This is a genomic window from Sorangium sp. So ce321, assembly GCF_051530195.1.
Classification (GTDB): Bacteria; Myxococcota_A; Polyangia; order Polyangiales; family Polyangiaceae; genus Sorangium.
The window spans coordinates 470,693-489,741 of record NZ_CP150329.1 but is presented as its reverse complement, the minus strand read 5'-3'; the positions used below and the strand labels follow the sequence as shown (position 1 = coordinate 489,741).

Annotated in this window: 15 protein-coding genes; 8 read left to right on the top strand and 7 right to left on the bottom strand. The window is 71.8% G+C overall.

The features are described from left to right. The first annotated feature begins 166 nt into the window (after positions 1 to 166). Positions 167 to 2,065 (top strand): DUF5939 domain-containing protein, encoded by a 1,899-nt coding sequence (locus WME89_RS01925; protein ID WP_438007582.1) that lies wholly within the window; start codon positions 167 to 169, stop codon positions 2,063 to 2,065. A 43-nt stretch (positions 2,066 to 2,108) separates the two neighbouring features. Here WME89_RS01925 and WME89_RS01920 read toward each other — a convergent pair whose 3' ends face one another. From WME89_RS01920 to WME89_RS01905, 4 genes are all read right to left on the bottom strand, one after another. Beyond that, positions 2,109 to 3,437 (bottom strand): hypothetical protein, encoded by a 1,329-nt coding sequence (locus WME89_RS01920; protein ID WP_438007581.1) that lies wholly within the window; start codon positions 3,435 to 3,437, stop codon positions 2,109 to 2,111. 42 nt (positions 3,438 to 3,479) lie between these two features. After that, positions 3,480 to 4,118, bottom strand: a complete 639-nt coding sequence (locus WME89_RS01915) for a peroxiredoxin (RefSeq protein ID WP_437623115.1) — start codon at positions 4,116 to 4,118, stop codon at positions 3,480 to 3,482. Positions 4,119 to 4,294: 176 nt separating this feature from the next. Next, entirely contained in the window at positions 4,295 to 5,614 is a 1,320-nt protein-coding gene (locus WME89_RS01910) for a S41 family peptidase (protein ID WP_438007580.1), read from the bottom strand. Between the two features lie 251 nt (positions 5,615 to 5,865). Next, complete coding sequence (locus tag WME89_RS01905) at positions 5,866 to 6,075, bottom strand: hypothetical protein (protein ID WP_438007579.1); 210 nt, start codon at positions 6,073 to 6,075, stop codon at positions 5,866 to 5,868. Between the two features lie 423 nt (positions 6,076 to 6,498). Here WME89_RS01905 and WME89_RS01900 point away from each other — a divergent pair, with 423 nt between their 5' ends. The 3 genes from WME89_RS01900 (at position 6,499) to WME89_RS01890 (ending at position 9,064) form a co-directional block, all read left to right on the top strand. Then, positions 6,499 to 6,987, top strand: coding sequence for an RICIN domain-containing protein (locus tag WME89_RS01900; protein ID WP_438007578.1), 489 nt, complete (start codon positions 6,499 to 6,501; stop codon positions 6,985 to 6,987). 882 nt (positions 6,988 to 7,869) lie between these two features. Next, complete coding sequence (locus WME89_RS01895; RefSeq protein WP_438007577.1) at positions 7,870 to 8,157, top strand: hypothetical protein; 288 nt, start codon at positions 7,870 to 7,872, stop codon at positions 8,155 to 8,157. A 118-nt stretch (positions 8,158 to 8,275) separates the two neighbouring features. Then, positions 8,276 to 9,064, top strand: a complete 789-nt coding sequence (locus WME89_RS01890) for a hypothetical protein (RefSeq protein ID WP_438007576.1) — start codon at positions 8,276 to 8,278, stop codon at positions 9,062 to 9,064. A 349-nt stretch (positions 9,065 to 9,413) separates the two neighbouring features. Here WME89_RS01890 and WME89_RS01885 read toward each other — a convergent pair whose 3' ends face one another. Further along, positions 9,414 to 10,394: a quinone oxidoreductase family protein gene (locus WME89_RS01885; protein ID WP_438007575.1), complete on the bottom strand. Its 981-nt coding sequence runs from the start codon at positions 10,392 to 10,394 to the stop codon at positions 9,414 to 9,416. Positions 10,395 to 10,479: 85 nt separating this feature from the next. Between WME89_RS01885 and WME89_RS01880 the strand changes: the two genes are divergently transcribed. The 4 genes from WME89_RS01880 (at position 10,480) to WME89_RS01865 (ending at position 13,934) form a co-directional block, all read left to right on the top strand. Further along, complete coding sequence (locus WME89_RS01880) at positions 10,480 to 11,436, top strand: LysR family transcriptional regulator (protein WP_438007574.1); 957 nt, start codon at positions 10,480 to 10,482, stop codon at positions 11,434 to 11,436. Between the two features lie 410 nt (positions 11,437 to 11,846). Beyond that, positions 11,847 to 12,203: a YciI family protein gene (locus WME89_RS01875; RefSeq protein WP_437745607.1), complete on the top strand. Its 357-nt coding sequence runs from the start codon at positions 11,847 to 11,849 to the stop codon at positions 12,201 to 12,203. Between the two features lie 80 nt (positions 12,204 to 12,283). Next, positions 12,284 to 12,697 carry a DoxX family protein gene (locus tag WME89_RS01870; RefSeq protein ID WP_438007573.1) on the top strand — a complete coding sequence of 138 codons (414 nt, stop codon included), beginning with the start codon at positions 12,284 to 12,286 and terminating at the stop codon, positions 12,695 to 12,697. A gap of 4 nt (positions 12,698 to 12,701) precedes the next feature. After that, entirely contained in the window at positions 12,702 to 13,934 is a 1,233-nt protein-coding gene (locus tag WME89_RS01865; protein ID WP_438007572.1) for an RNA polymerase sigma factor, read from the top strand. 133 nt (positions 13,935 to 14,067) lie between these two features. Here WME89_RS01865 and WME89_RS01860 read toward each other — a convergent pair whose 3' ends face one another. Both WME89_RS01860 and WME89_RS01855 read right to left on the bottom strand, forming a co-directional pair. Then, positions 14,068 to 17,196, bottom strand: a complete 3,129-nt coding sequence (locus tag WME89_RS01860; RefSeq protein ID WP_438007571.1) for a Kelch repeat-containing protein — start codon at positions 17,194 to 17,196, stop codon at positions 14,068 to 14,070. A 165-nt stretch (positions 17,197 to 17,361) separates the two neighbouring features. After that, positions 17,362 to 18,945 carry a S28 family serine protease gene (locus WME89_RS01855; RefSeq protein WP_438007570.1) on the bottom strand — a complete coding sequence of 528 codons (1,584 nt, stop codon included), beginning with the start codon at positions 18,943 to 18,945 and terminating at the stop codon, positions 17,362 to 17,364. Positions 18,946 to 19,049: the final 104 nt, after the last annotated feature.

The window sequence follows — 19,049 nt, the reverse complement described above, 5'->3', positions numbered from 1 at the left end:
TCCCGTCGCAATGTAAGCTCGTTCGCGATCGGCCCGTCGCCCTACGGCAAATGCGGGCAATGCCTGGATGTAATACCAGCTGCCCCGAACAGCCGCGCTCCTGGCAGCGGCTAGACTGGACGCCGAGATGGGCAGGTGAGCCCAGGTCGACCCACGAATCGGCGCCATGAACGAGCACCCCTGGACGAGCGAGACACGAGACCTCGGTCCACCCATGGAGTGGCGCTTCTCGTTCGATCTCCAGGCCAGCCCCGAGGAGCTCTGGCCGATCCTCATCGACACCGACCGGCTCGATCGCGCCATGGGGCTCCCGCTCATCGCCTACTCGGAGCGAGACGGCGTGCTCCGGGGCGCGTCGAGCGCCCTCGGCTATTCCTTCCAGTGGACGGAGCCGCCGTGGGCGTGGGTCGCCGAGCGGGAGATGAGGGCCCTGCGCGTCTACGACAACGGGGTGGCGACGCACCTCTCCATCGCCTTCTCCCTCGCGCCGCGCAGCGCCGGGGGCACCCGGGTCGAGATCCACCTCGCGTGGTACCTGCGGAGCCCGCTCTCCCGGCCTCTCCTCGCCCTCGGCGAGCGCCCCCTCCGTGAGGTGTACCGGCGGGCCCTCGCGCGCCTCGACCAGCAGATCGCGGAGGATCGACCCCACCACCAGCTCCTCGCGGAGCCCCCGCCGGCGCTCGGCCGCGAGGTCAAGCAGCGCCTCGCCTCCCTGCGCGAGGCGCTCCGCCAGGACGGCGTGCGGGAGGCGGTCGTCGACGCCCTCCTCCGCCACGTCGAGCGCGCGGACGACACGGAGCTCCGGCGCATCCGCGTGCTGCCCCTGGCCCGGCGGTGGCGCATCGACGAGCGCGAGCTCACCATCGCCTGCCTGTACGCGACCCGCGCCGGGCTGCTCCACCTCGGCTGGGACCTGATCTGCCCCCATTGCCGCGGCGTCCGGCAGCGGGCGCGGGTCCTCGGGGAGGTGCCGCCGAGGGCGTCGTGCGCGGCGTGCGCCGTCGAGTTCTCGACCGACGCGCCCCAGGCGATCGAGGTGACCTTCCAGGTGAACCCCTCGATCCGGCACGTCGAGCCGCGGGTGCATTGCCTCGCCGAGGCGTCCACCAAGGAGCATATCAAGGTCCAGCAGCCGCTCGGTCCGGGCGAGCGCCGCGCCGTCGCGACGCGCCTCGCGCCGGGGCGCTACCGCGTGCGGGCCATCGGGGAGCCGCGCCATCGGTTCCTCGACGTCGACCCGCGGTCGCCCGTCCAGGAGGTGACGCTGCACACCGGCGACAGGGGAGCTGTCGTGGCGGGGCCCTCGCCGATCATCACGCTCGTCAACGAAGCGAAGGAGCGGCGCACGCTCGTCGTCGAGGACGTGCGGTGGGTCGACGACGCGCTCCGCCCGGCCGCGCTCTTCGGGCTCCAGGAGTTCCGCGACCTCTTCGCCTTCGAATACCTGGCCTCCAACGTCCAGATCCAGGTGGGAGAGCAGACCGTCCTGTTCTCGGACATCGTCGGCTCGACACGGTATTACGAGCGCCACGGCGACGCGCGGGCCTTCGCCGCGGTGAAGCGCCATTTCTACGAGGTCCACGCGGCGGTGCGGTCGAGCCGCGGGGTGGTCGTGAAGACGATGGGCGACGCCGTCATGGCCGCGTTCCGCGACCCGGGCGACGCCCTGCGCGCGGCCATCGCGCTCCAGGAGCAGTTTCACCCGGATCGCGACGACAGCGGGCTCCGCCTCCGGCTCAGCCTCACCATGGGCTCGTGCCTCGCGGTGAACCTCGACAAGGGGATCGACTACTTCGGTCGCACCGTGAACCTCGCCGCGAAGCTCCAGGGGTTCGCGTCGGCGGGGCAGATCGTGTTCCCCGCCTCGCTCCGGGACGACCCGCGGGCGAGGCGCGTGCTGGAAGCGCAGAAAGAAGCGCAGAAGATCGAGGCGCAGGAGCTCACGCTCGACCTCCCCTTCCTCGACGAGCCGCTCGACGTGTGCCGGCTCGACCTGCACCGCGAGGAGGTGGCGCCCTCGATCCGGGCGCGAGCGCCCCGGTCCCGCAGGGCGGGGCTGCACTGAGCCGCGCCCGGCCGCGAGCGCCCGCGCCCGCGGACGACGCGCTTCATCCGTCGTCGGGCAGGTACAGCTTCACGTCGTCGAACTCGGCGGTGCCCTCGTAATAGTTGATGTGCGGATCGCCGAAGAAGAAGTGATCCGGGTAGGCCGACCCCGCCGGCCATGTCTCGAAGGTCTCGCCGAAGCGCACCGTCTCGTTGTGGCCCGGCGGCGCGTACTCCTCGGGGCGCTGGTTGTAATGCCATGTCACCGGCGGCTCGCGGAAGCCCCTCCGCGCCGCGTAGGTCGTGCGGCCGCCGTGGTGGAACCTGCCCGAAGCGGACATCGCGTAGCCCGCGCCGTCGCGCTCGATGGTGAACACGTACGCTTCCCCGTCGAGGTACTTGTCCGTGAAGACGGGGCCCTCCTTCCACCCGCCGGGCGTGTACGACGTGAACTCGTTGCCGTTCCAGGGGGTCCCGAACGCCTCGCCGCTGAGCCAGAGCATGCTCACGTACCGTGAGCCGTCCTGCTCGGCCCGGCCGGTGAGCGGGCTCCAGACCGACGACCAGGGGCCTGCGTCGCCGAAGTTGTTGTCCGTGTCCATCACCACCTTGCGGTGATGATGGATGAAGACGTTGTTGTGAGGCGCCGGCCGCGCGTAATCGGTGATGCAGAGAAAGTAAACACCGTTACCGAAGACCGCGGACAGCGGCGTCGTGCTCCTGTCGCTGAAGCGCCACGGGTCGGCCAGCTCGTCCCCGTCATAGCCGTTGACCTTGCCCCCGTGCTTCCAGCTGCCCTGTCGCGGGCCGCCGAAGGCGATGTTCGAGACGGTCACCTCGACGCGGTACCGCGCCGGCAGGGGCGCGGTCGAGCGGAGGATCGCGCCGTCGTGGTGGCGCGTGGAGACGAGCCTCGCCTTGCCGCCCGCCGCCTCGAACCGGCCGCCTGTCTCGGGGACGCCGTCGCGGTCGCTGTCGCGGCCGTACAGCTCGACCGTGAGCCAGCCCCCCTCGCCGTGCGTGAAGGACTTGCGGAAGGAGCGGAACCGCCGCAGCCCCTCGCGGAACACCTCGCCGCCTTTCGAGGAGAAGAAAGCGCCGTCCTCGTCGAAGGCATCGACGTGGTAGGGGCTCCCGTCGCCATAGGCGTCCTCGGTCCACGCCGCGGGCTCCTGGAACGGGGCGTCGAAGGTCTCGTGGTGCGCGAGCCGCCACCGCGGGCTCTCGGCCCGCGCGGGCGGCGGCGGGGCGGCGCCCCGGGCATCTGGCGCCTCGCGCGCACCGGGCCTCTCGCGCGCATCCGACGCCTCACGCGCGGCTGGCCCCTCGCGCGCCGGCGCGCGGGCGCAGGCCGACAGCGAGAGCGCGAGCAGGGCGAGCAGCCGGGTCATGCGTGGTGCGCGCGAGAGGGGGCGGGCGGCGCCGCCGTCGGCTCAGCGGTTCGGCTGCGGGGTGAGGCGCAGGTACGGGCGGACGGCGTTGTAGCCCTTCGGGAACTTCTGCGCGAGGACCTCGGGGTCCTGGAGCGACGGGACGATCACGACGTCATCGCCCTCCTTCCAGTTGGCCGGCGTCGCCACGGAGTGGCTGTCCGTGAGCTGGAGCGAGTCGATGATGCGCAGGAGCTCATCGAAGTTGCGCCCGGTGCTCGCCGGGTACGTGATCGTCGCGCGGACCTTCTTGTTCGGGTCGATGATGAACACCGAGCGGACCGTGAGCGTGTCGTTCGCCTGCGGGTGGATCATGCCGTAAAGGTTCGAGACCTTCCGGTCCACGTCGGCCAGGATCGGGTAGTTCAGCTTCGTGCGCTGCGTCTCCTCGATATCCACGGTCCAGCGCTTGTGCGACTCGACATCGTCGACGCTGAGGGCGATGGGCTTGACGCCGCGCTTGTCGAACTCCGCCTTGAGGTTCGCGACCGCGCCGAGCTCGGTCGTGCAGACCGGGGTGAAGTCCTTCGGGTGCGAGAACAGGATCACCCACGACTTCCCCGCCCACTCGTGGAACCGGATGGTCCCGTGCGTGGACTCTTGCTCGAAATCAGGCGCGATGCTTCCGAGTTGCAGGCTCATGTCAGTGTCCCTCCTGGCCGCGGCCATGTGTCCGCTATGGCGGAGGAATGTCCGTCAAGCCGCTCAGCGTGTCAAGCCATCGCTGCGCTCTTTCACGCGCGCCGGAGCGGCGCCTGCGGCCTGCCGGGCGGCGCCGCGGGGCGGGCGGTCCGCCGGGCTCGATCGGGGCGCGCGGCTCAGAGGGCGCCGACCTCGCGGCGGAGGCCTTCCCAGGGGATCTCCCGCGGCGGCGCGCGGCGTCGCTCGCCGGACTCGCTCGCCTGCGCGGGGCTCGAGCACTCGCCGTGCTCCAGCAGGTGCAGGGCCTCGGCGAGGCACGTCTCGCCCGCGTCGCCCAGCTCCGCGTTGAGCGTGTCGTCGGCGGCGCAGTCGGGGGTGAAGCCCTCGTAGTAATCCCCCTCTTCCTTCGCGTTGAGCACCCGGAACGAGATCGGGTTGAGGATCTTGCCGCAATAATCCCAGCCGTGCATGCCGACGGGCTTGCCGTGCGTGGTCGAGCCCACGAGCTTGACGTCCATGTAGGGGCGCAGGCTGTTGATCAGCGTCTCGCTGGCGGAGGCCGTGCCGCTGGCGGTGATGACGACCAGCCGGGACAGCGGGAGCGCCGGCTGCTCGAGCGCCTCGAACGAGGCGCGCTTGTCCCAGTCGCCATGCCTGTCGTTGTGCGCGGTGATGTCGAGCAGGGCGTCGCTCGCCCCGGGCTTGTGGATGAGGCTCGCGAGGTGCCTCTCGACCGCAAGGCGCCCGCCTCCGTTGTAGCGCAGGTCGAGCACCAGCTCGCTCACCTGGCTCTCCCTGAACGCCGCGAAGGCGCGATCGAGCTCCTCGGCGGAAGGCTCGATGAAGGTGGTGAGCATCAGGTAACCGACCTTCGCGGGACCGGCCTGCACGACGCGCTGGTTGAGCACCGTGGTGACGGCATACCACGCCTTCTGGACAGCGACCGTGGAGGCCTCCTCGCCCGCGCGCTCGACCTTCAGCGACATCTCGACGCCTTCCTCGTCGGGGCCCGACACCTCTTCCCAGAGGTCGTCGCGCGCGACCTGCTCGACGTCGATGTCGTTGATGGCGAGCACCCTGTCGCCCCGCCGGAGGCCCGCCGCCCCCGCGGGCGAGGCGGGGTGGACCAGCGCGAGCCGGAGGCTGCCCTCCTGGTCGTAGCCCCACCGGAAGCCGAGCCCGAGGGTCTGCCCCTCCCGGAAGTAAGCGTCGTAGTCGCTCTTGCTCGAGACGTAGCTCCAGCGATCGCGCGGCTTGTCGATGAGATCCTCGAGGAGCGCCTCGGGCGAGGGGTACGCCCGGTAGTCGAGCTCCGGCACGAGGTCGTACCAGAGATAGACGTCCTTCATCAGCTTGAAGAGGTGCTCGTTCTGCCCCGCCGTCGAGCAGTCCGCGGCCTGCTGGTCCGTGTCGGACGGGGCGCAGCCCGCCGCGAGGGAGGCCGCGAGCGCGAGGGCACAGGGGGAGAGGACCGCGACGAGCTTCGAGGCGACCATGCCCCTCAGCTCACCACGAAACGGAAACGGCGAGCAACGCCGATCTGGAGACGGGATCGGGCTGTCGGCGGTATCGGAGGGCCGAGCGCGCTCGCGCCCGTAGGGTGAAGCCTACCGCCGCCGGGAGGTGGCCTTCGCGGACCCGCACCGCATGACCGAGCAGCGGGCACCGTCCCCCAACGGGCCGGTCGAGCCGCGCGGTCTACTGGACCAGCTCCGGCTGCTCAGGTCCCGGGAGCGGATCGTCCTCGTCACTGGTCGGCGAGGGCGAGCAGGTGAGCAAGGTCGCCCGGCTCTCGACGCTGCCCGTAGAGACCGCCTTCACGCGACTCCGCCTCGGCCGCAAACACATCGCGCACGTGCTCGAGCGCTGGCGTCGCCTGCGGTAGACCCCACCTTCCCGGCCAGACCGGCGACGGCGAGCAGGGCAGCAAGGTCGCCCGGAGCCTCGGGATGCCCATCGGGACCGCATTCGGGCGGCTCTCCCGGGGACGGAAGCGCCTCGCGAACGTGAGCAAGCGCTGGCGTCGCTTGCGCTAGACCCCGCCTTGCTGGCCTCTCAGGCGATAGAAGATTTCTTATGCGATCCGGCTCCCTCCCGCAAAAATGACGCTGTATCGACAAATTATCCATGCATAGAGCGAGCCGCCTTCACTCCACAGCCAGCGGGCATACCCTGCTGGCATCAGGTAGGGTTCAAAGAGCGTAATCCGTTCCCTGTTTTCCTATTTGCCTTGCCAACCCGCCTACCTGATGGGACCTTCCACGCTCCAAAGGCGGAGCGTGTTCGGCCCGCCGCGCTGCGGAGCGCGCGTCGATCGAATAACCGCCGAGGAGCCGCAGTGACGCCCCGCCCCGGGCGACACAATAGCCAAGGAGTATTTATGAAGAAAAGGATCGCTATCATCTCGCTCTTCGCGTCTCTGCTCTCGCTCTCGGGATGCGTCGCCGCTTCCGACGACGAGGCAACCGAGGATGATGCTGTTGCAGAGGCCACGTCGGCGCTGAACGGAGGACCGTGGACCTGGGTAAACACTGCCACGTCGAGATGTCTCGATAGCAACAGCTCCGGAGGCGTCTACACGCTGGGCTGCAACCGCGGCTCTTACCAGCTGTGGAGGAACACCCCGTCTACCTATGGAGATACGATCATCAATGCGCAAACCGGCTTGTGCCTGGACAGCAACCCCAGCGGAAGCGCCTATACCCTGGCCTGCAATGGTGGATCATTCCAGCAGTGGACGGTGACTTACAAGGGTACATACGGGTGGGAGATCAGGAACGTCGCAACCGGGCTGTGCCTGGACAGCAACCCCGGCGGCAGCGTCTACGCGCTGGGTTGCAATAACGGTAATTTCCAGCGCTGGAATTGAGCTGAACCGAGTCGGGTGGACCCCGGGTCCGCGATGGAGGGCCGCGGAGCCGTGCCGCTCCAGCTACCCCCATCGCCATCCCACGCTGGAAAGCCAGTGGAGATACCGTCCCTTGTCAAGAAGACGTGCCTCCGGCAGGGTGGATGGGAGATGAGGCCGGCCGGCAGGGCGGGAACCCACCGCCGCCTGCCCCGCCGTTCGGTAGTGTCCGACCGCTCGTCTCCGAGCTGCGCCAGCACGCCAGCACGCAGACTCGGGGTCGGCCCCGCCGGCCTGGTGCTCGCCGTGGAGCTCCGTCGCTGCGAGGCCATCCCTCTGCGAGGCCCTCCGAGCCTCAGCCCTCGGCAACGAGGCGTCCGGCCGGTCGTGCCCCCGGCGAGCGGCTCTTGGTCGTTCCGCTGTGTCGCGCGCGGCATCCTGCGCGAGCGCGCGAGCCGACCGCCGGATCGACGCGGTTGCGGAGCGGTTCCGGGGCGATCCGGCCGTGAGCGCGACGATGCTGCGCGTCGGCATGCACCGGGGGTTCCTGGCGGGACGATTCCGCGGCGCCGAACCCGAAGCGCCTCGTGACCGCGCTGGAGGTCGCAGCGTCGGCCCGGGCCGAGCTCGCGGAGCGGGATGTCACCTGGCGAGCGAGTCGAGGCCATGTCAGTGGTCTGGGTCTGGGCCGTGGCGGCGCGGGTCAACGCGGCGGGCGCGGTCGTGGGCCGGAGCGGCGTGCGCGTTGTGCGCAGGACGGGCGGCCGATGAGCGGCCGGGCTCTGGCGATGGCGGTCGCGCTGCTTGTGAGCGCGGGGCGCCTGAAGGAGAGGAGGCGGCGATGATGTTCGTGATGTGGCCGGCGCTGTTCCGCCTCGGCTCGGCCGCGGGTGGGAGCGTGGCGTGGACGCGATGAGCGCCGGCGTGGGGCTCACGGTCGAGGCGGCGCTCGACGAGACGGGCGGTCTGGTCGTCGCGCTGCACGTGGAGCGCACCGGCAAGATGTCGCCAGGCGAGCTGGAGGCGAAGGCGCTGCTCGATCAGGCGCCGGCGCGGTGCACGGTCGAGATGCGGGCGTCGCTCCTGGAGCAGCTGGCCGCGCTGGTGCCGGTGCGCTGCTCGGACCGCGGCGTCGAGGCGGATGTGGCGGCGCTCGCGAGGGCGATGCGGAACGGAGCGGTGGTGTCATGAGGCCGATCTTCTCGATTCGTCCGGTGAGCGAGCGCGGCGCCTTGGAGGCGCTGGCCGGGTGGTTCTTCTGGCGGGCGCAGGCGCGGCAGGTGCGGCGCTCCGGGCCCAGGAGGTCGGCGTGAGCGCGCCGCCCGCGTACGTCGGAGTCAGCGGGATCGTCTCCCGCACCGAGGTCCTCGCCGCCATCTCGGCCTTCCCCGGCCGGCAGCTCATGGTCGGCGTCCTCGCCAGCGACAAGACGCTCGCCGGCCAGCAGAATCTGTGGTGGCGCCGGTACCCCAAGATCGCGAGCATCGCCGGGATCTTCAGCGACGACCCGCGGTGCCTCAACCTGGTCCACTACGGCGCCGACACGCCGCCCGACGGAGACACGCTGGCGCGCCTCTTCGAGATGAGCGGGCACCGCTGCCACGGGTTCCAGTTCAACGGGGCCTGGCCCAGCGCGCACGACCTCTGGGCCTTCCGCAGGCTGTACGAGCGCACCGGGCGGGAGCCGCGCATCGTGCTCCAGCTGGGACGCGGCGCCGGTGTGGCGCACGTCGCGCCCTACGCGAGCCGAGGCCTCATCACGGACGTGCTCATCGACGCCAGCGGCGGCACGGGGGAGCCGCTCGACGTAGAAGGCGCGGCGGAGGTCTTCGGCGCGCAGCGGGCGGCCTACCCGCACCTCGGCATCGGCGTGGCCGGCGGGCTCTGCGCCGAGACGGTGCCGCAGGTGGCCCCGCTGCTCCAGCGTAGCGCGAGCGTCGACGCCGAGAGCGGACTGCGGGACGGCGACGACGGCGGCGGGCGCCTCGACCTGGAGCGGGTGAAGGCGTACCTGGAAGCGGTAGCGGAGGCGGTGAGGCCGAGCCGATCACCGTCGAGGCCCGGCGCGCCGTCTCCGCCATGGTCACCGTCGAGATAGTCGAGCGCTACCTGCATCGTGCCGGATGACACCTCGCAGGGGACGGCCCCGTCGACAGTGGGAGGGCGATCGAGGACAGCGCAGGGGGGGTCTGGAGCACCGCGCAGGGGGTCTGGAGCACCGCGCAGGGGGGTCTGGAGCACCGCGCAGGGGGGTCTGGAGCACCGCGCAGGGGGTCTGGAGCACCGCGCAGGGGGGTCTGGAGACCTGCGCGACCCCCGTCGCGCCATTCCTGGACCCGCTTCGGCGGTCCAGAGACCCGTTCTCGCGGTCATCGCCCCCCCAGCAAGCGATCGCCCGCCCCTCGCTCCGGCTTCGCAGAGCCGCCGGCGACGCCGGCGCCTCGTCCTCAGGCAGCGCAGCGCAGCAGGATCTTCCCGTGAACGGCGCGCGCCCGCAGCGCCTCGAGCGCGTCGGCGACGCGATCGAGCGGCCATGTCGCGTGAACGACCGGATCGAGCGCTCCGCGCTCGACGAGCGAGAGCACCCCGTCCATCGTGCGCGAGAACCGCTCGGGCGCCTCATTCACCACCGTGAACAGGTCGCTCAGGGCGAGCGATACGCTGCGTCCGAAGCCGTCCGCGAGCGCGGCGCCGAGCTCGGCGCCGGGCGGCCCTCCCAGGAAGCCGAAGGACACGAGGCGGCCGAAGGGAGCGAGCAGGCCGAGATCGCGCGCGAGCGTCGCGCCGCCGGTCGCGTTGAGCGCCACATCGACGCCACGCCCGTCGGTCAGCGCGCGCGCCCGCGCGACGACGTCCTCGCGGCCATGGTCGATCACGGCGGCGGCGCCGTTGCGCGTCGCATGGTCGACCTTGGAGGCGTCGCCGACGAGCGCTATCGGGCGCGCGCCGAGGTGGCGGGCGAGCTGCAAGGCGGCAGTCCCCACGCCGCCAGCCGCGCCGTGCACGAGCACCGCCTCCCCGGGCGCCACCCTGGCGCGCTCGCGCAGGAGCACCCACGCCGTCGCGTAGTTGACGATCGACGCGGCGGCGCGATCGAGCGGCAGGCCGTCGGGCACGAGCGCGGCGCGGCGCGCCTCGACGTCGGCGAGCTCGGCGAACGCGCCGGTGTGCGGCGTGCCCACCGCGACGACGCGCGCGCCCACCGCCGGCCCGCGCGCGCCCTCGCCCAGCCCTTCGACCGTCCCCGCGAGCTCGAGGCCGAGCCCCACGGGCCTCGGCGAGAGGGGGAGCTTCCCGTCGGCCAGGAGCAGATCGATATGGTTCACCCCGGCGAACGCGACGCGCACGCGCACGTGCCCGCGTGGAACGGGGCCGAGCTCCCGCTCGCCGATCACGACGCCGCCCGCGCCCGGGCCCGACCTCAACAATGCAGCTCTCATCCGTGCTGTCCCTCCGCGTTGAACAGGCCCCAGCGTGCGGGCGCGCGGTCCGCCCGTCCAATGGATGCACGGGATGCTATGCATTCACGCCGTGAATCTCGCCGCGCTCGACCTCAATCTGCTCGTCGTCCTGGAGGCGCTGCTCGAGGAGCGCAGCGTGACCGCCGCCGGCAAGCGCGTGGGCCTGAGCCAGCCCGCGACGAGCAACGCCCTCGGCCGGCTCCGCGCGCTGCTCGGCGATCGCCTGCTCGTCCGGCGCGGCCGCGCCCTCTTCCTGACGCCCCGCGGGGAGCAGCTCCGGCGCGACGTGCGGCCGGCCCTGGATCGTCTGCGGGCGGCGCTCGCCCGCCGTCCGGCGTTCGACCCCGCGGCGCTCTGCGATGAGCTGCGGGTGGGCATGAACGACTACGCCGCGTACGTGCTGCTGCCGCGGCTCGTCCGGCAACTCCGGGCGCGCGCGCCGAGGGCCCGGCTCGCCGTGCTGGCGTTCGAGACGCGCGACGCCGCCAGGGCGCTCGACGCGGGCGAGGTCCACGTCGGCCTCGCAGTGGAGGGACCCGGGCTCACCGGGCTCGAGTCCCGGCCGCTGCTGCGCGACGACTTCGCCCTCGTGTGCCGGCCTCCCGCGCCACGGACGCTGCGCTCGTTCCTCGCGCGGCCACACCTGCTCGTCTCACCGCACGGCGGGCGCGTCGGCGTCGTCGATCGCGCGCTCGCCGCTCAGCAGCTCGAGCGCGATGTCCACGTCACGCTGCCGCACTTCCTGATGGCGCCGCACCTGCTTTCGGGCACCGACCTCGTCGGCGTCCTCGCCGGGGAGGTCGCGCGGGACATCGCCCCCGCGCTGAAGCTCGTCGTCGCGCGGCCGCCGCTCGCCCTCCCCGGCTTCACCCTCTCGGCCGTCTGGCACCCCCGGCTCACCGACGATCCCGCGCACGCGTGGCTGCGCGAGCAGCTCGCGGAGGCCGCGGCCGAGCAGCAGGCGTCGCGGCGGGCCTCCCCGCCCGCGCCGCGGTCGCGCGACGCCTGACGCGGCCTCCCGCACCGGCAGCGCTTGCGGAGGGCGGCGCTGACGAGGCGGTGGCTCGTCCCCTTCGGGAGGCGGATCTCGATCTGCGACGCGGAGCTCCCGTAGCCGGCTCTCGCCCTGGCTGACGGAGCTCCCGTGGCGGCTCTCGCCCTGGCTGACACGAGGCTTCCTGATACACTTCGGACGGATCGTGCCGAGGTCGCAAGGTCGACCCCATGGACCGCGCCCCCAGATCCTGCGGCGGCCAATCCAATCGGGCGAAGGGCGGCCCGCCGATCTCACGCGTCGGCTTCGCGCTCTTCTGCGCGCTGCCGCCGTGGAGTAAATTCTTCGGGGGCCGGTAGAAATCCTCGGGGCTCGCCCGTCATTGTCACAGCGGGACATGCGGTTCCGCTGGAGGAGCCAACGACATGCGATTCATGATGCTGATCCACCACGACGAACCCGCCCTCGCCGCGGCCCCGCAGAAGGAGCTCTGGGCCGAATACGCGGCCTTCAACGAGGCGCTCGCCAAGGCCGCCGGCTCTGCTCCGGGTGAGCGGCTGCAGCCGAGCTCCGCGGCGACCACCGTGCGCCAGCACGACGGCAAGACCGACGTGCTCGATGGCCCCTATGCGGACACGAAGGAGCAGTTCGCCGGCTACTTCTTCGTCGAAGCCCCGAGCCTCGACGAGGCGATCGCCTGGGCCAAGCGCTGCCCCTCGAGCAAATACGGGTCGATCGAGATCCGTCCCGTCATGGATCCCCAGGCGGGTGGGAAGCGCTGATGGTGTCGGGCGAGGCCATCCGTGCTGCCGAGGCGCGCGGTGTCACCGACAGCGGCAGCAGTCCACATGGGAGGCAAGCCGTGAGGCTGACCGCGAGGTCGATCGGGCACTGGATGACGACGGGGATCGTCGTGTTCGCGATGACCAGCGGAGGTATCGCCGAGCTCGCGCGGCGACCGGAGACGATCGACGGCATGAAGCATCTCGGTTATCCCGTGTATTTCGTGATGATCCTCGGCGCGTGGAAGCTGCTCGGCTCGCTGGCGCTCCTGGCCCCAGGGTTCCCGAGGATCAAGGAGTGGGCCTATGCCGGCGTCTTCTTCAACATGACGGGCGCAGCAGTGTCCCACGTGGTTTGCCGCAGCCCCGCGTGGCACGTCCCCGTGACGCTGGGCTTCGCCGCCCTCGCCGTCGCCTCGTGGGCGCTCCGGCCGGCAAGTCGGACCCTCGGCCGCCCGTCGATCGTGGCCCCTCAGGTAGACCAGAAGGCGTGATGTGATGGACGAGGCCAGTCGTGCTGCCGAGCGCGTGGCGCGCGAAAGCTACGGCCGCCTCGTCGCCTTCCTGAGCGCGCGCACCCGCGACGTGGCGGGCGCCGAGGACGCGCTCGGCGAAGCCTTCACGTCAGCCCTGCGCGTGTGGCCGGTGGACGGCGTACCGGACAATCCGGACGCTTGGCTGCTGACCGCGGCGCGCCGACGGCAGACCGACACGGCGCGCCGGACGCAGACCCGCAAGGCCGGGGAGGAGCACCTGCAGCGGATCGGCGACGAGATCGAAGCGGTGGCAGACGAGCAGGACGCGATCCCGGACCGCCGGCTCGCCCTGATGTTCGCCTGCGCCCATCCGGCGATCGAGCGCGCCGTGCGCACGCCGCTGATCCTTCAGACCATCCTCGGCCTGAGCGCCGAGGACATCGCCGCTGCCTTCATGATTCCGCCCAAGACCATGGGGCAGCGGTTGGTCCGGGCCAAGACCCGCATTCGCGACGCAGGCATTCCCTTTCGCGTGCCCGACCCGGAAGAGCTGCCCGAACGCCTCGACGCCGTCCTTGACGCGATCTATGCCGCTTACTCCAAAGGCTGGAACGAGGTGGGCGACGACGCCATGCCCGAGCTCGCCGACGAGGCGATCTGGCTTGGCCACATGGTCGTCTCCCTGCTCCCCGACGAACCCGAAGCGAAGGGCATGCTGGCGTTGATGTTCTACACCGCCGCCCGCCGCGCGGCCCGGCGCGACGCGGCCGGCGCCTATGTGCCGCTCGAACAACAGGACACAGGTCGCTGGAACAGCTCGCTGATCGCGCGCGCCGAAGGCCTGCTGCACCAGGCGAGCGCTGCGGGGCCGAGCGGTCGCTACCAGCTCGAGGCGGCGATCCAGTCCGCGCATGTCGCCCGCCGCCTGGCCGGCATCTCCAGCTGGCCGGCGGTGGTCGCGCTCTACGACCATCTGCTGGCGCTCACTGGCTCGCCGGTGGTCATCCTCAACCGGGCTGTCGCGCGCGCCGAGGTGGACGGTCCGGGCGCGGCGCTCGCCGATCTGGCGCCGCTCGAGGCCGACAAACGCATGCTCTCCTACCAGCCCTATTGGGCCGCGAAGGGTCACCTGCTCTCCCGCGCCGGCAACACGGCCCCGGCCGTCGAGGCGCTGACGGTCGCCATCGGACTCACGACCGACGAGGCCCTGAAGGCATACCTCCTGAAACAGTTGACGTCGCTACAGGCGACCTGAAGCTCCTCAGCAGCAGAGGCGCCCAGGGAGTGTCCAGCGATCGTGGCGAGCTCGGCGCGACCGCGGCGCCGCCCCATGTCCGCGCGGAGCGCGCGCCCGCCGCGGGCCGTCCGTTCGCGGGCTGCACGCCGCCTCAGGCGCGATCGCGCCGGCCGCCGCGAGGTCTTCGCAGCGCCGAGCAGGCGGCGGCGAGCGCCAGCAAGCCGAGCTCCAGCGGGCCGCGCGCGGCGGGCTGCGCCGCCGCGGGCGTGGCGAGGTGGCAGGCGCCGTTGTGGAGGTAACCACCGTTGGGCGGCGGCGGGACACAGTCGCCCGAGGCGTCGCAGACGTAGCCCTCCACGCAGTCGTGGACCGAACCACACGGCTTCGTTTGCTGCCCGGTCCGGGGCGAGCAGGCGAAGGGCGGGTAGTCGGGGTGCAGCGATGTGCAGACGCCGTCGGCGGAGGCGCCGCGATGATCCGAGCAGGATTCGCAGACATAGACATTGCAGGCCTGATCGCAGCAGACGCTGTCGGAGCAGAAGCCGCTCTGGCATTCGACGGCTGCCTTGCAGATGCTGCTCGTCGGCATCGGGCGGAACACCTCGACGCTGTCGTCTCTGTCTTCTCCATCGAAGCCGCCGGTGAGGACCACCTGCCCGTCCGCCAGCAACGCGGCGGTGTGAAGATTGCGGGCGGTATGCAGGGGACCGAGCTGAAGCCACCTGCCCGTGGCTGGATCGAACATCTCGACGCTATCGAGGCGGAAGATCCCGGCAGAAAGGTCGCTGCCGCCAGCGACGAGCACCTGCCCGCCTGGCAGCAATGTCGCGGAGTGCTCGACGCGGGCGGCGGACATGGGCTCCACGGCGAACCACAAGCCGGAGGCCGGGTCGAACACCTCGGCGCTCTCGAGCACTCCTTCGATGCTGTCGCCGCCGGCGACGAGCACCCTCCCATCCAACAGCACCGTGGCCGTGTGTCCATAGCGGGCGGCGAACATGGGCGCGACGGGGAACCACATGCCGGAGGCGGGGTCGAGCACCTCGGCGCTCTCGAGCGCTCCTCCGATGCCGGAGCCGCCAGCGACGAGCACCCGCCCATCCGGCAGCGCTGTGGCGGTATGGTGAGCGCGGCCGTCGTGCATGTCGCCGACGGGGGACCACGTACCGGAGGCCGGATCGAGCACCTCGGCGCTGTCGAGGTGGAAGACGTCGACATCGAGGTTGTTGCCGCCGGTGACGAGCACCCGCCCATCCGGCATCAGCGCGGCAGCGTGGTCGTTGCGAGGCGAGCTCATGCGCCCGAGCGGGCGCCACATGCCGGAGGCGGGGTCGAGCACCTCGGCGCTGTCGAGATGTTCTCCGCCGCCCGAGCCGCCGGCGACGACGAGCCGTCCATCGGGCAGCGTCGTGGCCGTGTGATCCGCGCGGCTCGTGATCAGCGGCGCGCCCGATCGCCATGTCTCGGTGACCGGATCGAACACCTCGACGCTCTCGAGCGCTCCGGTGCGAGCGCCGCCGACGACGAGCATCCGCCCGTCCGGCAGCGCCGTGGCGGTGTGCCCGATGCGGCCGGTGGGCATGGTCCCGAGGGGCAGCCACGTGTCCGAGGCCGGATCGAACACCTCGGCGCTGTCGAGTGCGCCCCCGCCTGCGACGAGCACCCGCCCGTCGGGCAGCAGCGCAGCCGCGTGGTTGGAGCGGCCGAAGAGCATCGGCTCGCTGAAGAGCCATGTGCCGGTGACCGGGTCGAACACCTCGGCGCGGTCGCGGAGCCCTTCAATCCCGACGCCCCCCGCGACGAGGACCCGACCGTCCCGGAGCGTCGTGGCGGTGTGCGAGCTTCGCGGGAAGCGCATGGGCTCGACGGCGAGCCACGTGCCGGTGCCAGGGTCGAACACCTCGGCGCCCTCGATCCGTCCTCCGACGACGAGCACCCGCCCGTCCGGCAACGGCGTGGCGGTGAGCGCCTGGCGGGCGGAGGTCATGGGCTCGACGGCGGTCCACTTGCCGGTGTCGGGATCGAACACCTCGGCGCTGTCGAGCTCTTCTCCCATGGCATAGCCCCCGGCGACGAGCACCTTGCCGCCCGGCAGCGGCGCAGCGTCGTGCCGGCAGCGATCGGAGATCATGGGGTCGACGGCGGTCCACTTGCCGCTGTCGGGGTCGAAGATCTCGGCGCTGTTGATCGTCCCGTCCTCGCCGCCTTCCGGGCTGCTGCCACCGACGACGAGCACCCGTCCGCCGGGGAGCGGCGCAGTCTTGTGGGCAAACCGGGCGGAGATCATGGGCTCGACGGCGGTCCACTTGCCGGAGTCCGGATCGAAGATCTCGGCGCTGTCGAGCGTCGTCCCGAAGTCGTAGCCGCCAGCGATGAGCACCCGTCCATCCCGCAGCAGCGTCGCTGTGTGCGTCGAGCGGGCAGAGAGCATGGGCTCGACGGCGAGCCACGTGCCGGTGTTCGGGTCGAACATCTCGGCGCTACGGAGCCCTCGGAAATCCTTGCCGTCGCCGCCGGCGACGAGCACCCGTCCGTCACGCAGCGCCGTGGCGGTGGGGCCCTCGCGGCTTTCGTGCATCTTTTGCTTGAGCTTCCACCGCGGATCGACGAGCACGGCCTCGCCCTCGGCCTCGACCCACAGCTCGAGCCGCTCGCCGCGCGCGACGAGGCGCGTGCCCACCGGCCGTTGCCCAGCCGCGTACGCCTCCGGCGCGGTCACGCGGAGCTGCGGTATGCCGCGCGCGTCGGCCAGCTCCACGGCGTCGCCGCGCTGGCGCAGCGCTGCCCCGTCGACCTGCCAGGTGGCCACGGGCGCGTCGCGGCGGACCGCGCCGGGCTCGAGCAGCAGCCATTCTTCGTAGCCGTCCTCCAGGGCGGTCCAGAACGAGGTCCCGCCCGTGCGCGGATAGGCGATGGCGTTCTCCTCGGCCGCGGCCTCGCCCGCGGCGCCGAGCTCGCGCACCAGCGCCACGGAGCCGTCGGGGAGCGGGAAGCGGAGGGCGCCGCCGCCGTCGCGCGGGAAGCGGGGGCGCAGCGCGGCGTCGCCGGGCAGCTCGGCGAGCGCGCCCTGCGGCCGCACGGCCTCGAAGCCGTCGGCCGCCGCGGTGAAGGGGAAGGAGCTCTGGAGGATGGCGTCGGCCTGCTCGGGGAAGTGCCGCCGCAGGGCGCGCGCGTCGAGCAGGTCGGTCACCTCGCTGCAGCCGAGCGAGGCCAGCACGCCGCCCCACAGGAGCGGCAGCGTCCACAGGCCAGGGCGGCGTGTCGAACCAGCGACGAGCATCTCGAACATCCTATCAGCCGGGGTGCCGGCGCAGCGCGGCCGAAAGCGCGGCGAGCGTCAGCAAGCCGAGCTCCAGCGGCCCGCGCGTGGAGGGCTGTGCTGCCGCGGGGGTGATGACGTGGCAGCCGGATCGACCGGTGTTTGTGGCGGGATTTCTGACGCCCGCTACCCGTCGCGCCTCATCCAGCGCCGGCCCCGGAGCAGCGGCCGCAGCGTCTCCCGGGGGGGCTGGCGCGGCGCGACGCCCGTCCAGGCCTCGATCGCGCCGAGGGCCAGCGCCTGATCGGCCGGCGCGAGCGCGAGGATGACGGCGCCGTGGGTCCCGCCCGGCGCGATGAAGCGGTGGGTGTCCCGGGCACCCCCGATCTCGAAGGCAGCCGCTGTGTACGGGTCGTTCTCGCCGTAGATGAACAGGAGCCGCTCGCCCTCGGCGGCGAGCCAGCCGGAGACGTCCTGCATCGCCCCGGGATCGAAGACAGGGCCCTTGCCAGGCCCTGGCTCGATGAACGTGGTGGGCACGTTGGCGCCGGGGTAGAGGAGCAGATCGGCGAGGTGCGCCTCCGCGAAGCGCGGATAGCCGAGCTCTGACGCAGCTTGCCAGTTGTACGGCTCGAAGAGGAGGAAGTAGGGGTCGGACCAGAGGTGGGGGGCGTTCGCCTCGTTGAGGAAGGCCCATACCTCGTCGTCGTCCGACGCCGCGGTCGGGACGCGCTCGCAGAAGCTCGAGTCCTGGTACTGCCAGAGGGAGAAGACCGACTCGACCACGGCGATCTCCAGCGCCTGCTCGATGCCCAGATGGTCATAGGCGTCGCCGAGCTCCGCGGCCTCGGCCTCCATGTAGCCCAGCATGGCCGAGCGCCGCAGCAGCACCTCGCGCTGGAAGCCCTGGAGGGCTTGCCGGCACGCGGGATCGCCGCGCTCGGCCACGAAGTCGACGTAGCGCGGGTCGGAGATGCCAGCGCTGTGCGGGGCGACGTAAGCCACGGTGCCGTCCACGTCGGCGGGATAGAAGCGGCGATGATAGACAGAGGTCATCCCACCCTTGCTCGCGCCGGTGGAGATCCATTTGCCCTCGTAGAGCGGCCGGATCGCCGCGATGGCGCGGTGAATGTCCGCGGCGGCCTGCTCGATGGTGAGCAGCGACCAGTCCGCGGGCTCCGGCCGGGAGGGGGTGAAGAAGCGGTGCTCGACCCGGATCTGGTTGGCGGCGAGCAGCTCGGCCGGCTCCTCGAGCGACTGGTGCCCGAGGGAGAGCCGGTATCCCTCGGTGACGAGCACCACGGGCGCGGCGGGGTCGCGGTGATGCAGCACCACGCGCTGCTGGAAGTGCACGCCGCCGGGGTGGGCGTGATCCGCGGGCTGGTCGAGCTCCATGACGAAGTAGCGATAGCCAGGGAGGTCGGACTCCTGCTCCTCGACCGAGAGGCCCTCGATGGCCTGGAGCTGCTCGAGGAGCTCGCCCGGATGGGCGGCGCCGGTGCCGCCGGCGCCGCCGGGGCCGCCGCCGGTCGCGGTGCCGCCCGTGCCGCCGCCGCCGGTCGCGTCACCGCCCGCGGTGCCGCCGCCGCCGGTCGCGTCGCCGCCGCCGGTCGCGTCGCCGCCCGCGGTGCCGCCGCCGCCGGTCGCGTCGCCGCCCGCGGCCGCGCCGCCTGTGTCCTTCGGGAGCGATCCGCCGTCAGCGTCGTCGCCGCAGGCCGCGACCACGGCGACCATCGAGAAGGCTATCCATGTCAGCAGAGGAGTGCGCATCCAGCGCGGATGGTACAGGAGCAGGCGCTCGGCTCGAATGGCGTCGAGCGGAAAAGCGCGAAAGGGTGCGCCGCCGGACGTCGGGCAGACACGATGTACGCCAG